The sequence below is a fragment of the Halosimplex salinum genome (assembly GCF_003730195.1).
Classification (GTDB): domain Archaea; phylum Halobacteriota; class Halobacteria; order Halobacteriales; family Haloarculaceae; genus Halosimplex; species Halosimplex salinum.
In genome coordinates this window covers 195,728-215,020 of the sequence record NZ_QWGG01000005.1, presented here as the reverse complement: position 1 = coordinate 215,020, position 19,293 = coordinate 195,728, and the positions used below count along the sequence as shown (strand labels likewise).

The 19,293-nt window shown below is 68.1% G+C and carries 18 protein-coding genes and 1 pseudogene; 7 read left to right on the top strand and 12 right to left on the bottom strand.

What is annotated here, in order from left to right; translation table 11 throughout:
* Positions 1-35 precede the first annotated feature (35 nt).
* Positions 36-1,430, top strand: a complete 1,395-nt coding sequence (locus tag D1409_RS15055; protein WP_123537814.1) for a right-handed parallel beta-helix repeat-containing protein — start codon at positions 36-38, stop codon at positions 1,428-1,430.
* A gap of 100 nt (positions 1,431-1,530) precedes the next feature.
* Here the strand turns inward: D1409_RS15055 and D1409_RS15050 are convergent, their stop codons facing one another.
* Entirely contained in the window at positions 1,531-2,364 is an 834-nt protein-coding gene (locus D1409_RS15050; RefSeq protein ID WP_123537813.1) for a deoxyribonuclease IV, read from the bottom strand.
* A gap of 797 nt (positions 2,365-3,161) precedes the next feature.
* Entirely contained in the window at positions 3,162-3,602 is a 441-nt protein-coding gene (locus D1409_RS15045; RefSeq protein WP_123537812.1) for a hypothetical protein, read from the bottom strand.
* Positions 3,603-3,710: 108 nt separating this feature from the next.
* On the opposite strand from D1409_RS15045, the pseudogene D1409_RS25830 reads away from it, so the two are divergent.
* Positions 3,711-4,556: pseudogene (locus D1409_RS25830) on the top strand (ATP-binding protein); the annotation flags it as partial.
* A 513-nt stretch (positions 4,557-5,069) separates the two neighbouring features.
* Here D1409_RS25830 and D1409_RS15035 read toward each other — a convergent pair.
* The 5 genes from D1409_RS15035 to D1409_RS15020 all read right to left on the bottom strand — a co-directional run bounded on the left by D1409_RS15035 (position 5,070) and on the right by D1409_RS15020 (position 8,371).
* Positions 5,070-5,603, bottom strand: a complete 534-nt coding sequence (locus D1409_RS15035; protein WP_123537810.1) for a hypothetical protein — start codon at positions 5,601-5,603, stop codon at positions 5,070-5,072.
* Between the two features lie 440 nt (positions 5,604-6,043).
* The gene (locus D1409_RS15030) at positions 6,044-6,856 is read right to left on the bottom strand and encodes a lipoate--protein ligase family protein (RefSeq protein WP_123537809.1); all 813 of its coding nucleotides are present in this window, start codon (positions 6,854-6,856) and stop codon (positions 6,044-6,046) included.
* 71 nt (positions 6,857-6,927) lie between these two features.
* Positions 6,928-7,086, bottom strand: a complete 159-nt coding sequence (locus D1409_RS24620) for a hypothetical protein (protein WP_164471710.1) — start codon at positions 7,084-7,086, stop codon at positions 6,928-6,930.
* A gap of 243 nt (positions 7,087-7,329) precedes the next feature.
* Entirely contained in the window at positions 7,330-7,662 is a 333-nt protein-coding gene (locus D1409_RS15025) for a hypothetical protein (protein ID WP_123537808.1), read from the bottom strand.
* A gap of 43 nt (positions 7,663-7,705) precedes the next feature.
* Positions 7,706-8,371 (bottom strand): helix-turn-helix domain-containing protein, encoded by a 666-nt coding sequence (locus tag D1409_RS15020; protein WP_123537807.1) that lies wholly within the window; start codon positions 8,369-8,371, stop codon positions 7,706-7,708.
* Between the two features lie 85 nt (positions 8,372-8,456).
* On the opposite strand from D1409_RS15020, the gene D1409_RS15015 reads away from it, so the two are divergent.
* On the top strand, positions 8,457-10,133 hold the full coding sequence (locus D1409_RS15015) for an NADH-quinone oxidoreductase subunit D (RefSeq protein ID WP_123537806.1): 1,677 nt from the start codon (positions 8,457-8,459) through the stop codon (positions 10,131-10,133).
* 60 nt (positions 10,134-10,193) lie between these two features.
* On the opposite strand, the gene D1409_RS15010 is transcribed toward D1409_RS15015, so the two are convergent.
* On the bottom strand, positions 10,194-10,628 hold the full coding sequence (locus tag D1409_RS15010) for a PIN domain-containing protein (protein WP_123537805.1): 435 nt from the start codon (positions 10,626-10,628) through the stop codon (positions 10,194-10,196).
* A complete protein-coding gene (locus D1409_RS15005) occupies positions 10,629-10,880 on the bottom strand; it encodes an AbrB/MazE/SpoVT family DNA-binding domain-containing protein (RefSeq protein WP_123537804.1) in 252 nt (83 codons plus the stop codon).
* Between the two features lie 234 nt (positions 10,881-11,114).
* On the opposite strand from D1409_RS15005, the gene D1409_RS15000 reads away from it, so the two are divergent.
* Together D1409_RS15000 and D1409_RS14995 are read left to right on the top strand one after the other, a co-directional pair.
* Entirely contained in the window at positions 11,115-12,980 is a 1,866-nt protein-coding gene (locus D1409_RS15000; protein WP_123537803.1) for a vWA domain-containing protein, read from the top strand.
* Between the two features lie 111 nt (positions 12,981-13,091).
* The gene (locus D1409_RS14995) at positions 13,092-13,376 is read left to right on the top strand and encodes an ArsR/SmtB family transcription factor (RefSeq protein WP_123537802.1); all 285 of its coding nucleotides are present in this window, start codon (positions 13,092-13,094) and stop codon (positions 13,374-13,376) included.
* Here D1409_RS14995 and D1409_RS14990 read toward each other — a convergent pair.
* Positions 13,373-13,792 carry a DoxX family protein gene (locus D1409_RS14990; protein ID WP_123537801.1) on the bottom strand — a complete coding sequence of 140 codons (420 nt, stop codon included), beginning with the start codon at positions 13,790-13,792 and terminating at the stop codon, positions 13,373-13,375. The genes D1409_RS14995 and D1409_RS14990 overlap by 4 nt on opposite strands.
* A gap of 323 nt (positions 13,793-14,115) precedes the next feature.
* Here D1409_RS14990 and D1409_RS14985 point away from each other — a divergent pair, with 323 nt between their 5' ends.
* On the top strand, positions 14,116-14,493 hold the full coding sequence (locus tag D1409_RS14985; RefSeq protein ID WP_123537800.1) for a winged helix-turn-helix transcriptional regulator: 378 nt from the start codon (positions 14,116-14,118) through the stop codon (positions 14,491-14,493).
* A gap of 45 nt (positions 14,494-14,538) precedes the next feature.
* On the opposite strand, the gene D1409_RS14980 is transcribed toward D1409_RS14985, so the two are convergent.
* Both D1409_RS14980 and D1409_RS14975 read right to left on the bottom strand, forming a co-directional pair.
* Positions 14,539-15,591: a TrmB family transcriptional regulator gene (locus tag D1409_RS14980; protein WP_123537799.1), complete on the bottom strand. Its 1,053-nt coding sequence runs from the start codon at positions 15,589-15,591 to the stop codon at positions 14,539-14,541.
* A gap of 190 nt (positions 15,592-15,781) precedes the next feature.
* Positions 15,782-17,938, bottom strand: coding sequence for an ABC transporter substrate-binding protein (locus D1409_RS14975; RefSeq protein WP_123537798.1), 2,157 nt, complete (start codon positions 17,936-17,938; stop codon positions 15,782-15,784).
* 279 nt (positions 17,939-18,217) lie between these two features.
* Here D1409_RS14975 and D1409_RS14970 point away from each other — a divergent pair, with 279 nt between their 5' ends.
* Complete coding sequence (locus tag D1409_RS14970; RefSeq protein ID WP_123537797.1) at positions 18,218-19,126, top strand: serine/threonine-protein kinase RIO2; 909 nt, start codon at positions 18,218-18,220, stop codon at positions 19,124-19,126.
* Positions 19,127-19,293 lie beyond the last annotated feature (167 nt).

Sequence of the window (19,293 nt, the reverse complement as noted above, 5' to 3'; positions counted from 1 at the left end):
AGTCCCTTCCACCGGCCGGTCTATCTCACGCTCGAATGACGTGTCGACTCGTAGCGCGGCGACTCGCCGTGTGCGCGGTGGTGTTGCTCGCACTCGTGACGGCGACGGTCGGAGGCGACGCGGCCGTCGTCGGGCCGGACCAGAACCGACCGGACGATCCGGCGTCGGAGGGCGACGTGCTGGTCGTCGACGCCGACGGAAGCGCCGAATACGCGACCGTACAGGCCGCGGTCGACGCCGCCGACCCGGGCGACACGGTCCGTGTCAGGCCGGGGACCTACCGAGAGACAGTCACCGTCGACGAGAACCTGACGCTCGCCGCCCCGCGGGGCGCGACCCTCGACGGGTCGGACCTCGCCGACGACGCGGTCGGCGTCGAGATCGAACGCACCGCAGCGCCGGTCGTCGCCGGCTTCGCGGTCGTCGACTTCAACGTCGGCGTGTCCGCCAGGGGCTCGACGGACGAGTGGCAACTCCGCGACGCGACGATCGAGAACGCGAGTTTCGTGGCAGTGGCAGCCGCCGGGTCCGACGGCGACTGGGTGCTCGAAAACGTCACGATCCGCCGCGTCGACACCGGCGTCTGGGCGCAGAGTGCGACTGGCGACTGGCGAGCGGAGGACGTTACGGTCCGGAACGTCTCCGGGGGTGACGGCCTCGACGCGCTGTCGACGACCGGCGACTGGACGCTCGCGAACGTCACCGTCAGCGACGTCGAGTTCGCCGCGGTCGACGCCTCGTACGCGAGCGGCGACTGGACACTGACCAACGGTACGCTCCGCGACGCCACCGTCGGCGTCGGCGCCGTCGAGGCCAGCGGCGACTGGAGGATCCGGCGGTCGACCGTGGCGAACGTCTCGACGACCGAGGGCGTCCGCTTCTGGAAGCCGCCCCTCGAACAGGGCGTCGGCGTCTACACCGCCGAGACGAACGGGACCTGGACCGTCCGCGGCAGCCGGTTCGTCGGCAACGAGGCGGGCGATATCCGCGCCCCGGACGCCAACCCGGCGGGCGACGCGACACGGAACTACTGGGGCGACGCGAACGGCGCCGGCGACGACGACTGCACCGGGAACGTCGATTGCAGCGACCCCCTCACCGACTGGCCGCCTGAATCGTCGCTCGAACCGCCGTCGACCGCCCCACTCACCGATACGACGCCGACAACCACACCTGGCGCCGCCACGGCCACGACGGCCGTCGAAACGTCCGCATCCGGGGACGGCGGGTCCGTGACCGCTCCCGAGACAGCCGCGCCGACGGCGACGGCGAACGCAGGGACGGCGAGCGCGGAGCCGACGGCGACGGCGAGGACGACGGCGGACACCGGGCCGCTCTCACCTGCCCTCGCTGTCGTCGGACTCTCCCTCGGCGCCGTCCTCGCGGGCCGCGCGCTCCCGTCAGTGACCCGGCCATCGAATCGAAAGTGACCGTCACCGCTCGGGTCCCCCGAGACGGCCGCAGTACTCCCATCTCGGGACTCTCGGTCGTCAAAAACGTGACGCTACACCTCACCCCGACGCTGGCTCGTTACTCCTCGCGCAGTTCTCGCACTCGCTCGACGTTCCACGCGAAGCTCTTGCCGTTCTCCGTCGGCGTCTCCAGCACGAGCGGCACGTCCAGCAGGTCCTCGTGGTTGATCAGCGTCCGCATCCCGTCCTCGCCGATGAGTCCCTCGCCGATGTGGGCGTGTTCGTCCTTGTTCGTCCCGCACTCGTGTTTCGAGTCGTTGAGGTGGATGCACTCCAGGTGCTCCAGCCCGACGACGTCGTCGAACTCCTCGATCGTCTCCTCGACGCCCACGGGCGTCGAGAGGTCGTAGCCCGCGCCGAACATGTGGGCGGTGTCGAGACACACGTCGAGGTCCTGCTCGGAGCGGTCGAGCACGGTCGCGAGGTGCTCGAAATCGCCGCCGAGTTTCGTGCCCGATCCCGCGTCGGACTCGACGAGGACCGTCACGCCGTCGGGGATGTCGAGTTCGTCCAGCGCGCTCGCGGCGTTGTCGAGGCCGCCGTCGACGCCCGCACCCGTGTGCGCGCCGAGGTGGACGTTGACGTACTCGATGTCGAGTTTGTCCGCCGCGTCGACCTCCTTCTGCATCGAGTCGACGGACTTCTCGCGGAGGTCGTCTTTCGGCGTACAGAGGTTCACGAGGTACGAGGAGTGGATGACCCACGGACCGAGGTCGTGTTCCTCGGCCATCTCGCGGAACGTCGCCGCCTCGTCGTCGCCGATGTTGGGGTCCTGCCAGACCTGCGGCGAGTGGGTGAAGATCTGCCCGCAGTTGCCGCCGATCTCGATCTGTTCGTCGACGGCGTTCGGGACGCCGCCCGCGATCGATGTGTGTGCGCCGATCCGGATCATGCCAGACCGCAGGGAATGGATCGGGAAAGTCGTATCGAAGCGACCCGCGAGCGACCGGTACCTGACTGGACACCATTCCTGAAGTGCGGTGGCGCGCGCTGGCGAGCGTCCCCGAGCCCTGCGAGGGGCGCGAGACGGAGCCGTGCGAGGGACGAGTGAGGGAGCGGAGCGACCGGGCGAGTCGGTTGGGGAGGTGTGAGGTGCGTTGCTGTGTCGTGCGGTTCCCGGATTCCCTGGTGGACTGAAAGGGCGAGGCGCGCGTGGCGCGACCGCAGGGAGCGCCACGACTGGCGCGGTCTGTGCGGGCCCTATCCGAGGGAGCGCCAGCGACCGAGGATATCCCGCACAGACCGCGCGAGCGGGCCGAGGGCTTTCAACGCTTGCTGTCGAGTGCGGTCGAAGTAACTCCTAGTGAGCGGGCCGAGGGCTTTCGGCGCTTGCCGTCCCTTTCGGCCGAATCGACTCCTATCGAGCGGGCCGAGGGCTTTCAACGCTTGCTGTCGAGTGCGGTCGAAGTAACTCCTAGCGAGCGGGCCGAGGGCTTTCGGCGCTTGCCGTCCCTTTCGGCCGAATCGACTCCTAGCGAGCGGGCCGAGGGCTTTCAACGCTTGCTGTCGAGTGCGGTCGAAGTAACTCCTAGCGAGCGGGCCGAGGGCTTTCATCGCTTGCAGTCTCTTGCGGTCGAGACGACTCCTAGCGAGCGGGCCGAGGGCTTTCGACGCTTGCCGTCTCTTGCGGTCGCGACTCGGAGCGAACCACCGGAACGGACGAGAAACCGACCTGCGACACGACCTCAGTCACTCACTGCTAGCGAACTCGCGCCAGTGGCGGAGTCCCCAGACAGAGACGCCGGTACAGATCAGCGCGGCGGCCGCGAAGTAGACGATCAACTGCGAGGCGACGAGTTCGCCGGGGTTCTGGACGGCGTACACCACGCCTTCGACGGCGAGTCCGACGAGCACGAACGCGACGACGGAGACAGCCGACACGGACGAGAGCACGTGCGTGCCCTGCCGGTCGCGGTCGTCGAGTCGGAAGACGGCGACGACGAACACGAGTGCCATGACGAGGACGTAGTAGGGAAGTCGCGACCCGACGTCGGGACGGGCGCCGCTGACGAAGGCGAGCAGGCCGACGAACGCGCAGGTCAGCAGAGCTGTCAGACCGGCCACGCCGAGGACTGCGGGTGCGCCCGCGACCTGTCGAACCCGGTCGCCGAACCCGTCGGTCAGCGCCATGGTCGGAGATCCGACGGTGGCCCCAAAAGCTTGCTGGCGGTGGACGGGGTGGGGTCACCCGCGAACGGGCAGGAAGCATTTACGGGCTGAGTACATATCGACGGCGGAATGGCCGATACGCCCGACGCGATCACGCTCTCGGAGGAGGGCTTCTCGATGCCGACGCTCGAGGTCCTGACGGGCCGCGGGTTCGTCACCGGCAAGTCCGGCAGCGGGAAGTCGAACACCGTCAGCGTGGTCGCCGAGGAGTTGCTCGCCGCCGAGGTACCCCTCCTGATCGTCGACACAGACGGCGAGTACTACGGCCTCAAGGAGGAGTTCGAACTGCTCCACGTCGGCGGCGACGACCACTGCGACCTGCAGGTCACCCCCGCCCACGCCGGCCGGATCGCACGGGTCGCGCTCGAACGACAGGTACCGGTGATCCTCGACGTCTCCGGGTTCAGGGACCCCGACGAGGGCCACGAACTCGTCGGGGAGGTCGTCGAGGAACTGTTCGTCCGCGAGAAGACGGCGAAGACGCCGTTCCTCGTCATCGTCGAGGAGGCCCACGAGTTCGTCCCCGAACAGGGCGCCACCGACGAGGTGAGCGAGACGCTGATTCGGGTAGCGAAGCGCGGCCGCAAACGGGGACTCGGGATCTGTGCGCTCTCACAGCGGCCGGCCTCCGTCTCGAAGGACTACATCACGCAGTGCGACTGGCTCGTCTGGCACCGCCTCACCTGGGAGAACGACACCAAGGTCGTCGCGCGGATCCTCGGGAGCGACGCGGCCGAAGACGTCGAGGACCTCGACGACGGCGAGGCCATCGTGATGACCGACTGGGACGGCCGCGTCCAGCGCGTGCGCTTCCGGCGCAAGCGCACCTTCGACGCCGGGGCGACGCCGGACCTCGACAGCGTCGACCGACCGGATCTCAAGTCGGTCGACGGCGACCTGCTCGCCGAACTCGAGACCGACCTGTCGAACGGCGGAACCGACGCCGGCGACGCGACCGACGATCCGAACGACACCGACGAGACGGGTGGCACCGACGAGACGAGCGGCGGCGACCACGTCCCGGACGCCAGCGACGCGACCGGGACCGAGGGGACGACCGGAACGGACTCGAAGTCGACGGCGACTGGCTCGACCGGTGGACGGACGGCCGCCGCGAGCGCGACGGCGGACGCGGGCGAGAGCGCCGCCGAGCCGGCCGCGGACCCCGCCTGGGAGGCCGCGCAGTTTCTCACGTATCTGGCCGGCGGACTGGTCTCGGCCGCCGGTCGCGGAGTCGCCGGACTCGTCGACGCCGGCGGACGCGCCCTGCGCTGGACCGCCGAGCGGGTGAGCGACACGCCGCGCGGTCGCCGGCGAGTCGAGGCGCTGCTCCCGAAGCTACTGCTCGTCGCCCTCGGCCTCGTCGTCGGACTGGGCGTCGGACTCGTCCTCCGCTGACTCGCGCCGGGCGACCGGCCCCCGGATCGGTCAGGTGTGCCTGAGCCGCTGGACGAGGTAGACGGGGCCGGCGAGGAGCGACGAGACGGGGAGTGCGACCGCGAGCGTGCCGGCGTACACCGGGACGGGGTCGGGAACCACCCGCCCCGACGCCGCGAAGCGGACCGCCTGGAGTCCGGTGAGAACGAGCGCCCCGGCACCGATGTACAGCCACGGGTTCGGTCGCCACTCCGCGCGCGACCCGGCGACGCGCCGCGCGTCGTCGTGCAGTCCGAGCGTCCCGAGCGCCGACACGACGAACAGCACCCCGAGCGAGGCGAACGCGACGGCCCCGCCCGGGAACGGGCGCCCCGTGTCGAAGACCGCCCCGCCCGCTGCCAGCGCGACGGCCGCGTACACGAGCGCGAGCGCGGCCGGTGCGAGCAACGAGAGCGCGTCGCGACGCCGGATCGGTGGCGCGCGCCCGTCACCACCGGTCCCGAGCGCTTCGGCTTCCGCCCAGCGGTCGATCCACGACTCTGTCCGGTCGATACGTGCTGCGTTCGATTCGCGTGAGTTGTCCATGTCTGTCGGTAGTCCCCCCACGAAACGCCTGCCGACGAACCGGCGGCGCCGCTGTCCGTGGGTAAAGCTTATCTCGCCGGAGGGAGAAGGACCGGGTGTCCTACTTCCACGGTCTTCTCCACGGTGAGCGATTGCTCTGTTCAGACACCGTTGGTCGGAACCGTCTTCAATCTTGTCCGATAGATGTCCGCCACACGTGAGAGAACGCGGAAAGATGCCGATATCACCGTTCAAAGACTATCTCCACGGCGAATCGTAGTTCGTCTCGGCGGTCGCGCAGACGACTTCCCGAACGGTGCTGCGACCGCGAATCCGACGACTGCACCGGGACTGGCCACCGAGTCTGGTCACCTGGGCTGGCTACCGAGTCTGGTCACCGGGGCCGGCCACCGTCGGCCGTCGAGTGCGAGCACGGGTCCCGCTCGCGAGCGGACCCGGTCTCAGCCGGTCGGGTCCACACCGTCGCGCGTCCACCCCTCGTCCTCGTACTTCTCGCTCGCACGCTCGCGCGCCCGCGTCAGCTCCGCGTCCGACCAGTTTCCTTCGTAGGCATCGGCCCAGCAGCGAAACGTCTCGGTCAGTTCGGCGACGGCCTCCGACCGGGTGATCCCGGTCTGCTCGTGAACGCTCGTCACGCGCTCGTCGAACTCCGAGACCGTCGCGTCGGGGTCGGCGAAACACGCCAGGTGGCGCTCGGTCGTCGACTCGAAGGTGATCGAGCCGTGCTGGATCACCGCGTCCTTCTGGCGGTACTGGGCGTTACCCGATATCTTCCGACCGTCGCCCGCGACGACGTCGTGGGCGGGGTGGAGCGGCCGCAGATAACACGCCGGTTCGTACACCGCGGGTCGCTTCTCCTCGGCGAAGCGCGCGTCGATACCCATCGCCTCGAAGGCGATGAGCAACGGTTCGCAGAGCGACTCGTAGGACTCCATGAGGTCGCCGGGGAGTTCGTCGGCGGGCGCGACGATCGAGTAGGAGATGTCGCCCCACTCGTCGTGGTAGATGGCGCCGCCGCCGGTCGGTCGTCGAGTGACGGTGATCCCCTCGCGCTCGCAGAAGTCCCAGTCGACGGTCGCGGGGTCCTGGTGATAGCCCAGCGAGAGCGTACTGGGCTCCCAGCGATACACGCGGAGCGTCCGGATCCCCTCCGTCGCGGCCGTCTCGGCGGCGGTCTCGTCGAGGGCCATGTTCGTCGGGCCCGTACGGGACTCCTCGGTGATCAGCCGCCACTCCCGGTCGGCCAGGTCCATACCGGGGGGTTGGAGGAGTGTCAGGAAAGGGATTGCGTTCAGGGTGGTTCGGGGCGGGCCGACCGGGCGACTCAGATCCCGACCTCGGGCAGGTCGAGGAACCGGTCGCCGTCGCAGTTGGGGCAGAACTCCCCCGCAGGCGTCCGTATCTCCCCCTCCGACGTGTAGTACGCGGCGTACACCCGCTCGCAGTCGGTACACTGAACGACCGTGTTGTCCTGGCGTGGCATCTGTTGGTCCCACGGGCTACGCGCCGCACTGGTTGAACGATGCGTCGGGTCGCCGGGCGACCAGTCGCGCACCGCACGCCGACAGTTCGTTCGCCTCGCCGACACATCAACCCCGGTAGTTTTCACGCGCGACCGACGTTTGAGAAAGCGAGTGACGATCGAGCGCCGCTGAACGGTCCGGCCGAGACGACTGTTCGCATCACCGAGCGCTGGGGGAAAGAGCATGCGAGCGCCGCCGGCCGGTCACCGCGCCGACCGGAACTCGGCGACGACCGCGACCGCGCCGCCCACGACGAGGACGGCGAGCACGGGCCACCACGAGAGCCGCGCGACGAGGAAGTCGACGTACTGGAACAGGAACGGCCGACCGACGACCTCGAAGCCGTAGCGCGCCGCGATGGCTTCGGGAGCGCCGGCGGGGTTCGGCCAGACCGGCTTCGGACCGACGCGGAGGAACACCGCGAACAGGACCGACAGCGCCAGGAGGAGCGCGCCGACGGCCCTCACGTACGCGCGGAGGAACCAGTGTCGCGGCCGCCGAGGTCGCGACCCGGGCGCGCTGTGGTCGTGTCGCATAGCGAACCCGTCGACTCGCGGTCGGATAAATCCTGCCGCCCGCTCAGAACGGCCCGGTCGAGACGACGTTCCCCATCACCGAGCGCTCGGCCCGACGGAGCAACTCGGCGGCCGTTCCGGGCGCGCAGTCCAGTCGCTCGCCGACCGCCTCGACGCTCCCCTCCCTCGGCGTCTCGTAGTACCCGCAGTCGACGGCGGCGGCGACTGCCTCGAACTGCCGGTCGGTGAGGTCGCTCCCGGCGTCCAGCCGCCGGGCGTCGTACTCCCCGACCTCCAGCACCTCGACGTCCATCCCCTCCGGCGTCTCCTCGACGGCGGCCTGGAGCATCTCCGCCGGCCCGACGCCGGTCAGCCTGACCGTCCCGTCCTCGCGATATTCGACCGGCATCAACCCCACCAGTCCCGGTTGCGAGAACGCGCCGACGAAGTCCCGGCTGTGCTCGGGGATCGCTTCGCGAACGTAGAGGTAGAACGTGTCGTCCGGGCACTCCGATATCTCGTAGGTGCTCACGCTCTCGGTCTCCCGCAGCGCGGGTTCGTACGGCTCCGGGTCGCCGTCGACGTGGAAGAGAAACGCCGGTTCGTCGTCGAGCGCGATGTTGTACTGGAGGAGTCGAGAGACGCTGTACCCGTCGTGCTCGACCACGAACTGGTGCATCGGATGCCGAACCGCCGGTTCCTGGTGGACCGCGAGCCGCAAGTAGCGCATCGACCGGTCGATCGCGGCGTTCGAACTTAAATCCAGGTCACCTGTGAGGGCAAAGCGCGATTGTCAGTCCGCCTGATGATTCCGTATGGCCCAGCAGCAGCGACAGGTGGGTTCGAGTGGCGACGCGACCGAGCGCGACCGCGACGCGCCACTCGAAACCGCACTCGCCGTCGTTCCCGACGACGCCGTCACCGACACGGAGGACCATCTGAACGCCCCCGCGATCGTCGTCCGCGCCGACCGCGTGCAGGCGACGCTGTCGACGCTCCGCGAGGACGCCGGCTTCGACCACTGCGCCTGCGTCACCGGGCAGGCCTACGGCGACCGGTACGAGTCGATCTACCACCTCCGGCGCTACGACGACCCGACCGTCGAACTCTCCGTGGTCGTCCCCGTGCCCGCGGACCGTCCAGTGAGCGAGAGCGGCGCGACGGTGTACCCGACCGCCGACTGGCACGAGCGCGAGGCCTACGATCTCGTGGGGATCGAGTACGACGACCACCCCGACCTCCGCCGGATCCTCCTGCCCGAGACCTGGCAGGGTCACCCGCTCGACCCGGACGACGACGCCACCGAACCACAGATCGTCACCTTCCGCGAGCACGAGAACCCGCTCGCCGACGACCACCGCGACGGGGAGACCCTCCACGTCAACATGGGACCGCACCACCCGGCGACCCACGGCGTCCTCCACCTCGGCGTGACTCTCGACGGCGAGCACGTCGCCGAGGTGACGCCCGACATCGGCTACATCCACCGCTGCGAGGAGCAGATGTGCCAGCAGGGGACGTATCGCCACCAGATCATGCCCTACCCCGACCGCTGGGACTGGAGCGGCGCCGGCCTCTGCAACGAGTGGGCCTACGCCCGCGTCGCCGAGGATCTGGCGGACGTCGAGGTGCCCGAGTACGCGCAGGTGATCCGGACGATGAGCGCCGAACTCTCGCGGATGCTCGGTCACTTCCTCGCCGTCGCCACCTACGCCCTGGACGTGGTCGGCGAGTTCACCGCCGCCTTCCAGTACGGGATTCGCGACCGCGAAATCATTCAGGACCTGCTCGAAGACCTGACCGGCCAGCGGCTCATGTTCAACTACTTCCGGGTCGGCGGCGTCGCGTGGGACCTCCCCGGGCCCCGCGAGGCGTTCTTCGAGGACGTCAGGGAGTTCACGGACGGCCTCCCGCGGAAACTCGCCGAGTACCACGACCTCCTGACCAGCAACGAGATCTTCCAGCTACGGACCGTCGATACGGGCCACCTCTCGCCCGAAACCGCGAAGGAGTACGGCTGTACCGGACCGGTCGCCCGCGGGTCGGGCATCGACTACGACCTGCGCTGCGACGACCCGTACGGCTACTACCCGGAACTCGACTGGGAGGTGGCCACCGAGGACGGCTGTGACAACTTCGCGCGCGTGCTCGTGCGCCTGCGCGAGATAGAGCAGTCCGCCCGCATCGTCGAGCAGTGCGTCGACCTACTCGAAGACTGGCCCGAGGACGAACGCACCGTGCAGGCGAACGTCCCCCGGACGCTCCGCCCGGGCCCCGACACGGAGATCTACCGGGCCGTCGAGTCCGCCAAGGGCGAACTCGGCATCTACATCCGGTCGGACGGCACCGACAAGCCCGCGCGCTTCAAGATCCGCGGGCCCTCGTTCGCGCACGTCTCCGTCCTCCCCGAGATCGCACGCGGCGAGTTCGTCCCCGACCTCATCGCCACCATCGGCAGTCTCGACCCCATCATGGGCGACGTAGATCGGTGACGTGACCGGCTGCGCCGAGACGGGTCCGCTGCCGGAATCGCTCGCCAGCCGATCTCACCCTCAACTCGGGTCGTACGGGTCGGTCGGTGTACGGAGCCGGGACACCTCGTCGGCCGCGTCGAAATCGTCGTCGAACGCGTACAGGTAGCCCAGCCCCTCGGTCCGCATGTAGGCGACGATACACGCGTCGACGAACGAGAGCGGAGCGTGCTGTCTGAACAGCGCTTTCCCCGTCGCGAGGGCGTCCGCGGTCAGTGAGTCGACGTGGAAGCGAGCGTTCTCTTCGATCCGGTCGAGGAGGTCGACGGCCGCGTCGTTACCCGCGTGTGTCACGAGGCCGTTGAGCGTCTCCGCGAGGACGTAATCGAGGACGACCACTTCCGGGAGTGAACCGTCGTCGATACCCCGGAGTATCGGGAGCGCGTCGTCGTGAGCGCTGTCCGGCCGGTAGGCCGCTGCGAAGAGGACGGTGGTATCGACCAGTGCACGCGGCATCTACTCGACGTCGACGCCCCAGGCGTCGTGCTCGGCCGAAACGTCCGTCGCCGATTCGCCGTCGTACCCCTCGAACTTGGCGAACGTCCCGGCTTCCTGCTGGACGACCTCGACGCGGACCGTCCCGTCCTCTTCGACGTGCCACCGGAGCTGGTCCCCGTCGTCGATCCCGAGTTCGCGGCGAACCCGAGCCGGGATGTTCGCCTGATTCCCGGAGACCTTGCTCTCGGCGTCGGTCCGGTCGCTGCTCATATTTCCGGGAACGAGGTCCAGCCGTAAAACGCTAGTGTGTAACCACACTACTCGACCGGAACGCACACCTCTCCGGTCTCGAGACCAGCGATCGATCCCGAACCACGTGGCGTTCACACGAAATCACGATCGTCGAACACCCTCAGATATTCTGTCGATAGACGGCTGCTGGACGGTGAAACGCCTCTTTGATCCATCATCCCACCTATTAGGAAACGTGAACGATACGTGGGTATGCGACAGGTGATAGGTACGGTGGCAGTGGTCGTGTTGGTAGTCCTCGCCGGCTGTTCGGGGAGCGGCGGGAGCGCAGACGTGGCGGCCGGCGGCGACGGCGGGAGCGGCGCGATGGCCGGCGGCGACGGCAGCAGCGGCAACATCGGTGTCAGCGCCGGCGGCGCACAGGACGCCAACGCCTTCCGGACGAACGTTGAGGAGGGGTACGTCCCGCAACCGACGGACCTGACCTACGAGGGACTGTTCCACGACTACTACTTCGACACCGGACAGGACCGGCCCTGCGACGAACTGTTCTGTCCGTCCTACAGCACGGCGGTGACTCGCGACCCGCTCTCGAACGACACCGAGCGGTTCGTCACGGTCGGGCTGAACTCCGGGATCACGAAGGAGGACTTCGAACGGAAGCCGCTGAACCTCGTGGTCGTCGTCGACACCTCCGGGTCGATGGAGAACCGGTTCGACGAGTACTACTACGACGGCGGCGAGGAGAAGCGGGTCGAGGAGAACCAGCGGAAGATGGACGCCGCCGGCGACGCGGTGGTCTCCATGCTCGGCCACCTGAACGACGAGGACCGCGTCGGTGTCGTCCGGTACGACAACACCGCTCGCACCGTGCAGGGCCTCCAGCGGGTCTCCGAGATCGACCGCGGCGACCTCCGCAGCGACGTTCGGAGCCTGAACGCCGACGGCGGGACCAACCTCGACGCCGGGATGACCGAGGCCCACGACATGCTCGCCGAGCGGGCAGACGACAGCGAGCGCGAGACCCGCGTCGTCTACGTCACCGACGCGATGCCGAACCTCGGCGACACCGACGGCGGGTCGCTCGAATCGCGCATGCAGAGCTACGCCGACGAAGGCATCCACACCACGTTCGTCGGCGTGGGCGTCGACTTCAACTCCCGGCTGACCGAGACCATCTCGACGGTCCGCGGCGCCAACTACTACTCCGTCCACTCGCCGGCGGAGTTCGAGGAGCGCATGGACGAGGGGTTCTCGTACATGGTCACGCCGCTTGTGTACAACCTCTCCCTGCGCGTCGCCGGCGACGGCTACGAGATCGAGAACGTCTACGGGTCGCCCCAGGCCGACGCCGCCAGCGACGAACTGATGGAGGTCACGACGCTGTTCCCCTCCAGACGCGAGGGCAACAGGACCGAGGGCGGCGTGGTCCTCCTGGAAGTCGAGCGGACCGGCGAGGACCCCGCACTCGACCTCGTCGCGAGCTACGAGGAGCCCGGCGGGGAGGCCCGCGAGGTGACCCGGAGCGTCGACTTCGAGGCGAACGAGGCGCCCTACTACGAGTCGACGGGCGTCCGCAAGGCGGTCGCGCTCAGCGAGTACGGCACGCTGATGCGCAACTGGATGGCCCACGAGCGCGCCGACGGCGAACCCGCCGCCGAGCGCTCGGACGACCCCATCGAGTACCGCGAGTACGACAGCCAGTGGGAACAGGGGTCGGTGTCGCTGGAGGTTTCCGAACCCTACGACGCGCGGATCGACCGGTTCCACGAGTACTTCCGCGCCGAGCAGTCCGCACTCGACGCCGACCGGATGGAGCAGGACCTCGCGGTGCTCGAACGCCTCGCGAGCGTCGACGGCGAATCGACGGCCGAGAGCGACGCTGACCCGACGAGCGAGGACGAGTCGACGACCGACCGGCAGACGACCGACGATGCGGCGGCGCTCGGCGCTGACGACGGTAGCCAGCGCGACGCCTCGGCCGCCGGCCTCCTGGGCGGCCTCGGCGGCGTACCCCTGTTCGGCGCACTCAACCTCCTCGTGACGCTGTGTCTCGCCGCGTACGGCGTCACACAGAAACGACGGTCGCGGTCCAATGGGAGAGACGTGACGCGCTGAGCCGTGCCGTCGCCGGTAACGTCCGCGGTACGTCGCGTCACTGGGTTTAAGGGAAACAGACCCTGACACACGGGCACACGGAGAGCGGTCCCCCGACACGGACACCGACGAATGGAAGGAACACTCTGGCACGTCCTGGCAGGAACGCGAGGCGGCCCGAACCGAGCGCGCATCATCCGAGCGCTCCGGGAGCGCCCGCGCAACGCGAACCAGCTGGCCGACGCGCTCGACCTCGACTACAAGACGGTCCGCCACCACCTCGACGTCCTCCGGGAGAAGGACCTCGTGCGCCGGAGCGGTGACGAGTACGGCGCGATCTACCTCCCGAGCGAGCGCCTGCGCAGTAGCTGGGACACCGCCGACGAGATCATCGACCGCGTCACCGCGCCGAGCTAGAACAGGCCGACGTCCACCGCGTAGGGCCACGCCTGCCCGCCGAGCGCCAGGAACGCGAGCGCGCCGCCGGCCAGCGCGACGTTCTTCAGGAACTGCGTCATCTCGTCCTGCGTCTGGTCCTCGGGCACGGCCCAGAAGTCGTGCATCGTCACGGCCGAGACCAGCAGGAAGGTCGCGACCGCACCGGCCGCGAGCACCGGTGCGACTCCGAGCACGATCCCGACGCCGCCGAGCACGAGCACGACCCCCGCCGCGATTACGGAGAACGTCGGCGCCGGCAGCCCCTTCATCTCGGCGTAACCGGCCATCCCCTCGACGCCCGAGAAGTGATTGAGCCCCATGAACGCGAGCACGGCACCGAACAGGACCCGCGCGAGCAGGAAGATCACTTCGCCCGCGGCCGACTCGACGACCATCAGGCCGTCACCCCGGTTCGGTCCGTTTCACTGGTTTCCGCGCTCCCGTCGTGTCGAATACGTGTCTCTGCCATCGACAGCACGTACGACCCTCCACCACATATACGTTATCTGACATTGGTGTTACCGGGGGACGCCCGTGTTACCGGGCGTTGTCGGGTGGTTACGGACGAACGCAGGTCGCGCGGTTTCGACGGCGTGTCAGGTTCCGTCTCGACTCCAGGTATCCGAATCAATCCAGGTAACGCTGCTACCACAGGTATCCGAACGACACCCGGTTCGTAAGCGAACCGCCTAAGTACACCGGTGTCGTATCGAGGGGTATGGCGACCAACTCGGACGCGGCGAACCCGGATGCGTGCCCGGTAGTCGACTCGCTCGAACAGATCGGTTCCCAGTGGCGACTGGTCGTGCTCTACGACCTCCAGGAGGGCGAGAAGCGCTTCAACGAGCTCAAACGCTCGACGGGCGCGAGTTCGCGGACGCTCTCGCGCGTGCTCGACGACCTGCAGGACATGAACCTGGTCGACCGCCGCCTCGAAGAGGACGCGCCGGTCGCGACCTTCTACTCGCTGACCGCGAAGGGGGAGTCGCTCTGCCCGGTGTTCGACGCCATCGAGGGGTGGGCCGACGAGTGGCTCGGCGAGGACGCCGACGAGAGCGAGGCCATGGCCGCCGTCGAAGCCGTCGCCAGCGAGTAATAGTCCCGCCGTCTTCTCCCGATCTTCGTCTCCCCTCGTCAGCGCTCACTCGGAGACCGACCGGAGCGTGACCGACGACCCGCGGAACTCCTCGAGGAAGCCGCCGGGCGCGCCGACGCTGACCCGCCCCTCGTCCGTCTCGAGGACGAGGCTGTTCTCCAGCGTGAACTCGTTCGTGGCGGGGTCGACCAGCGCCTGCCGCGCCTCGACGACCCGACCGGCGAGTCGTTCGCCGCTCTCGGTCTCGACCTCGACACGCAGGTCCGCGCCCGCCCGCAGATGCCGGGTCGCTGCGAACGTCGCTCGCCGGAACCAGGAACACGTCACCGGCAGGTCCGGCCGCTCCGCGACGTCGACCTCCCAGGCGAACGGCCAGTAGGCGCCGAGGAACGTGGCGATGACCGCGCCGGTCAGTCCCCACTCCGAGACCCAGACGACCCCCTCCTCGAAGTAGGCGCCGTCGAACACGTCGGCGCTGCCGATCATCGCCCGCTCGTCGTCGACCGCGTAGGCGAAGGCCATCTCGTCGCCCCAGCAGCGGACGACCGTCCCCGCGCCGGCGTAGCGCTCGGCCGCGGCGTCGGCGTCCTCGACCTCCGCGACCAGCAGGAGGACGAACACGCCCCGGTCGAGCGCCGCCCGCAACTCGGACTCGATCTCCGGGAACACGTCCGCCGGCACGGAGACCAGCACCTCCGACTCGGCGGCCGCGACGTCCTCGGTCAGTTGCCTGAGCGCCTTCCGCCGGGACTTGGCCATCTCGATCTCCGAGGTCCGGGGCTCGGTCTCGGTGAATCGCTCCTCCAGGGCGGGCGTCATCGCGTCGATGCGGTCGGAGATGTCCGCCATCGCCTCCGACGGCGGGAGCGCGCGGATCGTCGTCGGCGAGACGTGGTCGTTCACCCGGACGAGCGCCCGCGCTTCGAGTCGCTCGACGATGTTGTACACCGACCGCTGGGTGACGCCGGTGTCGTCGGCGACCGTGCTCGTCGTCGCCTCGCCCAGTTCCAGGAGCGTGAAGTAGGTGTTAATCTCGTTGTCGGAGAGGCCGAACACCCGCAGTTGCTCTCTGAGTGCCTCGTCGTCGGAGTCTGCCATCGATCTGGTATCACTCACTCACGGGTAATCCGTGTGTCTGTTCCGCCGAGGGAGTCGCCGGCGACCCCCGACGCCTGAGGGGAGCCGTTCGTCGGCGCCGGCGTCGCGGTCGCCGGGCGGTCCGCGGCAAGGAGTGTGGGAGCTGACTGGCGGTTCGACTGCGGTCGGCGCAGACGACTCGATTACACGGTTATCCCTCCTCCGGCGGTTCGAACTCCTCGTCGTAGCTGGCCTGTGCGATGCCGCCGAGCACGAGCGCGTCCTCGATGCCGAACGAGTGCTCGTAGTCGAACGCCTTCGCGCCCGCCTCGGGCCAGTCGAAGTCACGCACGTTCCCGAACGACCCCATCAGGTACTGGTGGAACGGGAAGTGCGGGACGTAGAAGTTGTAGTACTTCGCGCAGGTCCGGTAGAGCTCCTGGCGGTCCTCGGCCGAGTTGCCGGGCTCGCGGATGGCGTCGACCGTCTCGACGAGGTTGACCTCCGTCGCGTTCTCGAGATCCGGGGCTTTCCCGGCCTCGTCGGGCGCCTCGAAGGCACCGGCCTCGTCGGGCACCTGCTGGACGATCGGTTTGCCCTGCGTGTCGACCTCGTCGTCGGGGTCGGCCTCGTACGGACTGGCCGCGGTCGGACTGCCGGCGACGAGCCCCTCGTTCCACCACGCGCCCACGTCGTGGTAGTACTGGAAGACGTAGGCGGCGCCGTGCCAGAAGACGGTCGAGTCGTAGTTGAGGCCGCCGTTCGGGTCGATGTTGTTCGACCACGTCGACCAGCCCTGCGTGCTGAAGTTCATGCCGAAACCCCAGCTGGTGAGGTTCGCACGGATCGTCTGGGCGGCCTGCACGTGGTCCTGGATGTCCGACGTGGCGATCAGGTCGATCGACGCGGGGTTACCCTGCGGGTCGACCCACTGACCGCCCTGTTTCGAGTATCCCGCGCGGCGCATGTACTCGTCGGCCCGTTCGAGGTTCTGTGACTTCGAGTACGTGTGGAGACTGTCGAGGAACTCGTCGGAGAAGACGCTCTCCGACTGGGCGTCGAGCATGAACGTGTCGTGTTCGAGCACCTGCGAGCCGCCTTCGCCCCAGCCGTTGGCGCTGACCGCGTTCCAGTCGATCGCCTCGACGAGCGCACGGCGGACCCAGAGGTTCTGGAGATGCGGGTTGTTCCAGTTGAGTTTCCACATGTCCCCGCCCGTCGCGCGCAGCCAGCGGGTGAACTCCTGCATGTAGTCGGGGAGCACGTCGCGATTGATCGCGGACCCCGGCGAGATGTCCCCGTCGTTCAGGTCGAGGACCCCCTCGGAGATCAGGGTCTGGCGACGGTCGCCCTCCGCCCAGTACACCTCGAGTTTCTCGACGTTCGTGTGCCCGGCGTTCGGGTGGTCCTCGTCGAGGTGGAGGACCATCTTCTCCGAGCCCACGTCGTCCATCGATTCGAGGACGTACGGGCCGGACCCGGCCAGCGTCTCGTCCGTCCCGCCGTTCAGCGCGATCCGGTCGAGACTAACCCGGTCGCTCTTCAGGTCGTCCGTGACGCCGGTCGACTGGTCCTGCGTGCCCGCGTCCCGGTAGCGTTCGAGGTACGGCTCCGTGAAGTCGGGATGGAGCGGCGGGTCGCCGTCGACCGGCCCCGCGTACGTCACCAGGATGTTTCGCGCCGTCGGATCGGGGTCCTGGGCCGGCACCGCGCCCTTGTCCGTCCACTGGTGGAGCGTCCACTGATCCTCGGCCTCCTGGTTGAACGTCGCGTCCTCGGTGAACTTGTTGCCGCCCTGAAAGAAGTTGACGTGGTTGTGCTTCTCCCGGGCCACCGCGTCGTGCGGGTCGCCGTTCCAGTACGACGAGCGGTCGTCGTGGTGGTCCCGCCAGTCGTACGGCGGGTTCACCTCCCAGTCGGCCACCCACGTCATGATCTCGATCTCGTCGTGGTCGGGCTTGTGCGGCGTCGGAACCGTCGTCCCGCTGAACGTGGTGTTCGTCGTGTGGACGTTGCGGAGCCCGAACAGATCGGACATCCACAGGTCGCCGCTGGTGTTGTCCTGTGGCGTCCACGGGTTCCAGTCGAACACGTCCGGCGAGTTCGAGTGCGCGTACGCGATGCTGTCGACGACCGGGTCGCGCTCGGTCGCCGTCTGCGTCGATTCGATCTTGACGCCGTCTCCGCCCGACAGCGGTGTCGCGGTGTCGTCGTCCGAATCCAGACTCGTCGGCGTGCCCCCGCTCTCGCTCGGACACCCGGCCAATCCGGCTGTACCCATCCCCGCCAACAACTGCGCGTACCGGCGACGGGAGACCGCGGCGTCCGATCCGCTGTCGTCTCCGCCACCCTCGTGATTGGCTACCATGATCCATGCCCTACTGTGTAGCACCCCTTGAAATAATTTCGGGTAGAAAAATTTCTTCAAGTTGTTTCGATCACCGGGTGTGCTCGCCCGCGACCGGTGCTCGAACTCGGCGCGCCCCACGGACGACTCCCGAGACGCCGGTATCAGGCAGTCTCTCCGCGATCGCCGGTGCTCACCGCCGGCGGACTCGATGGCAATTCGATATAGCGGAGAGCGATTTATCACTGTCTGTCGGCGAACGCGTCGGGCTTTTCCCTATCGACGGAGTATGGGCGAGTAATGGTCCAGAACGTCGCATCCGTGATAGCCGACCTCGAGCCCGAGGACTTCTATCTGCTCTCGGGGGTCGAACAGGGGATGCGCTTCTCAGAGTACGTCAACCGCGAGAAGTTGCCCGAGTACTCCCGACTCACCGCCGAGGACGTCGACTACCGGCTGGACCGCTGTGAGGACCGCGGACTGGTCGAGCGCAAGACGATCCAGTACGAGGGGTTCAAGCTCACCTTCGAGGGGTACGACGCGCTCGCGCTCCACGCGTTCGCCGAACGGGAGACGTTCGACGGCGTCGGCGCGCCGCTGGGCGTCGGCAAGGAGAGCGACGTGTACGAGGTCCGCTCCTACCGGCCGCTCGCCCTGAAGTACCACCGCGAGGGGTACACCAACTTCCGGGAGGTGATGAAAGAACGGGAGTACACCGCCGACCGCGACCACGTCTCCTGGCTCTACACCGCGCGCAAGGCCGCCGAACGCGAGTACGAGACCCTCGAGGCGCTCTACCCCGACGTGTCCGTGCCCCAACCGATCGGGCAGAACCGCCACGCCCTGGTGATGGAGAAAGTCGACGGCATCGAGCTCTCGCGGACGAAACTCACCGACGCGCAGGTCGTCCCGGTGATGGAACTGATCCTCGCGGAGATGGCGACCGCCTACGCGGAGGGGTACGTTCACGCGGACATGAGCGAGTACAACGTCTTCGTCACCGAGCAGGGGGTGGTCGTCTTCGACTGGCCCCAGGCCGTCCCGACCGACCACGAGAACGCCCGCGAACTCCTCGAACGCGACGTCGAAAACCTCGTCGGCTACTTCGCCCGCAAGTACCCCAGTCACGTCGACGACGTGGACGTCCCCGAGCTCGCAGCAACACTCGCCGAGGACTCCTTCGAATCGGTCACCGAATTCACCGCCTGAGCGCTGGTTTCCCCGTTCTGCCGTTTTCTGACCATCGATAGAGAACAAAAATCCCCATGCTATTTCGTGCTTGTAAATTACATGCCGCTATATTAAATTCGGGCCGGTCGGGTTTCGGCCGCGCACAGAAACGGGTCGGAGAGAGCGTCTCGGCCGTATTCGCGAAA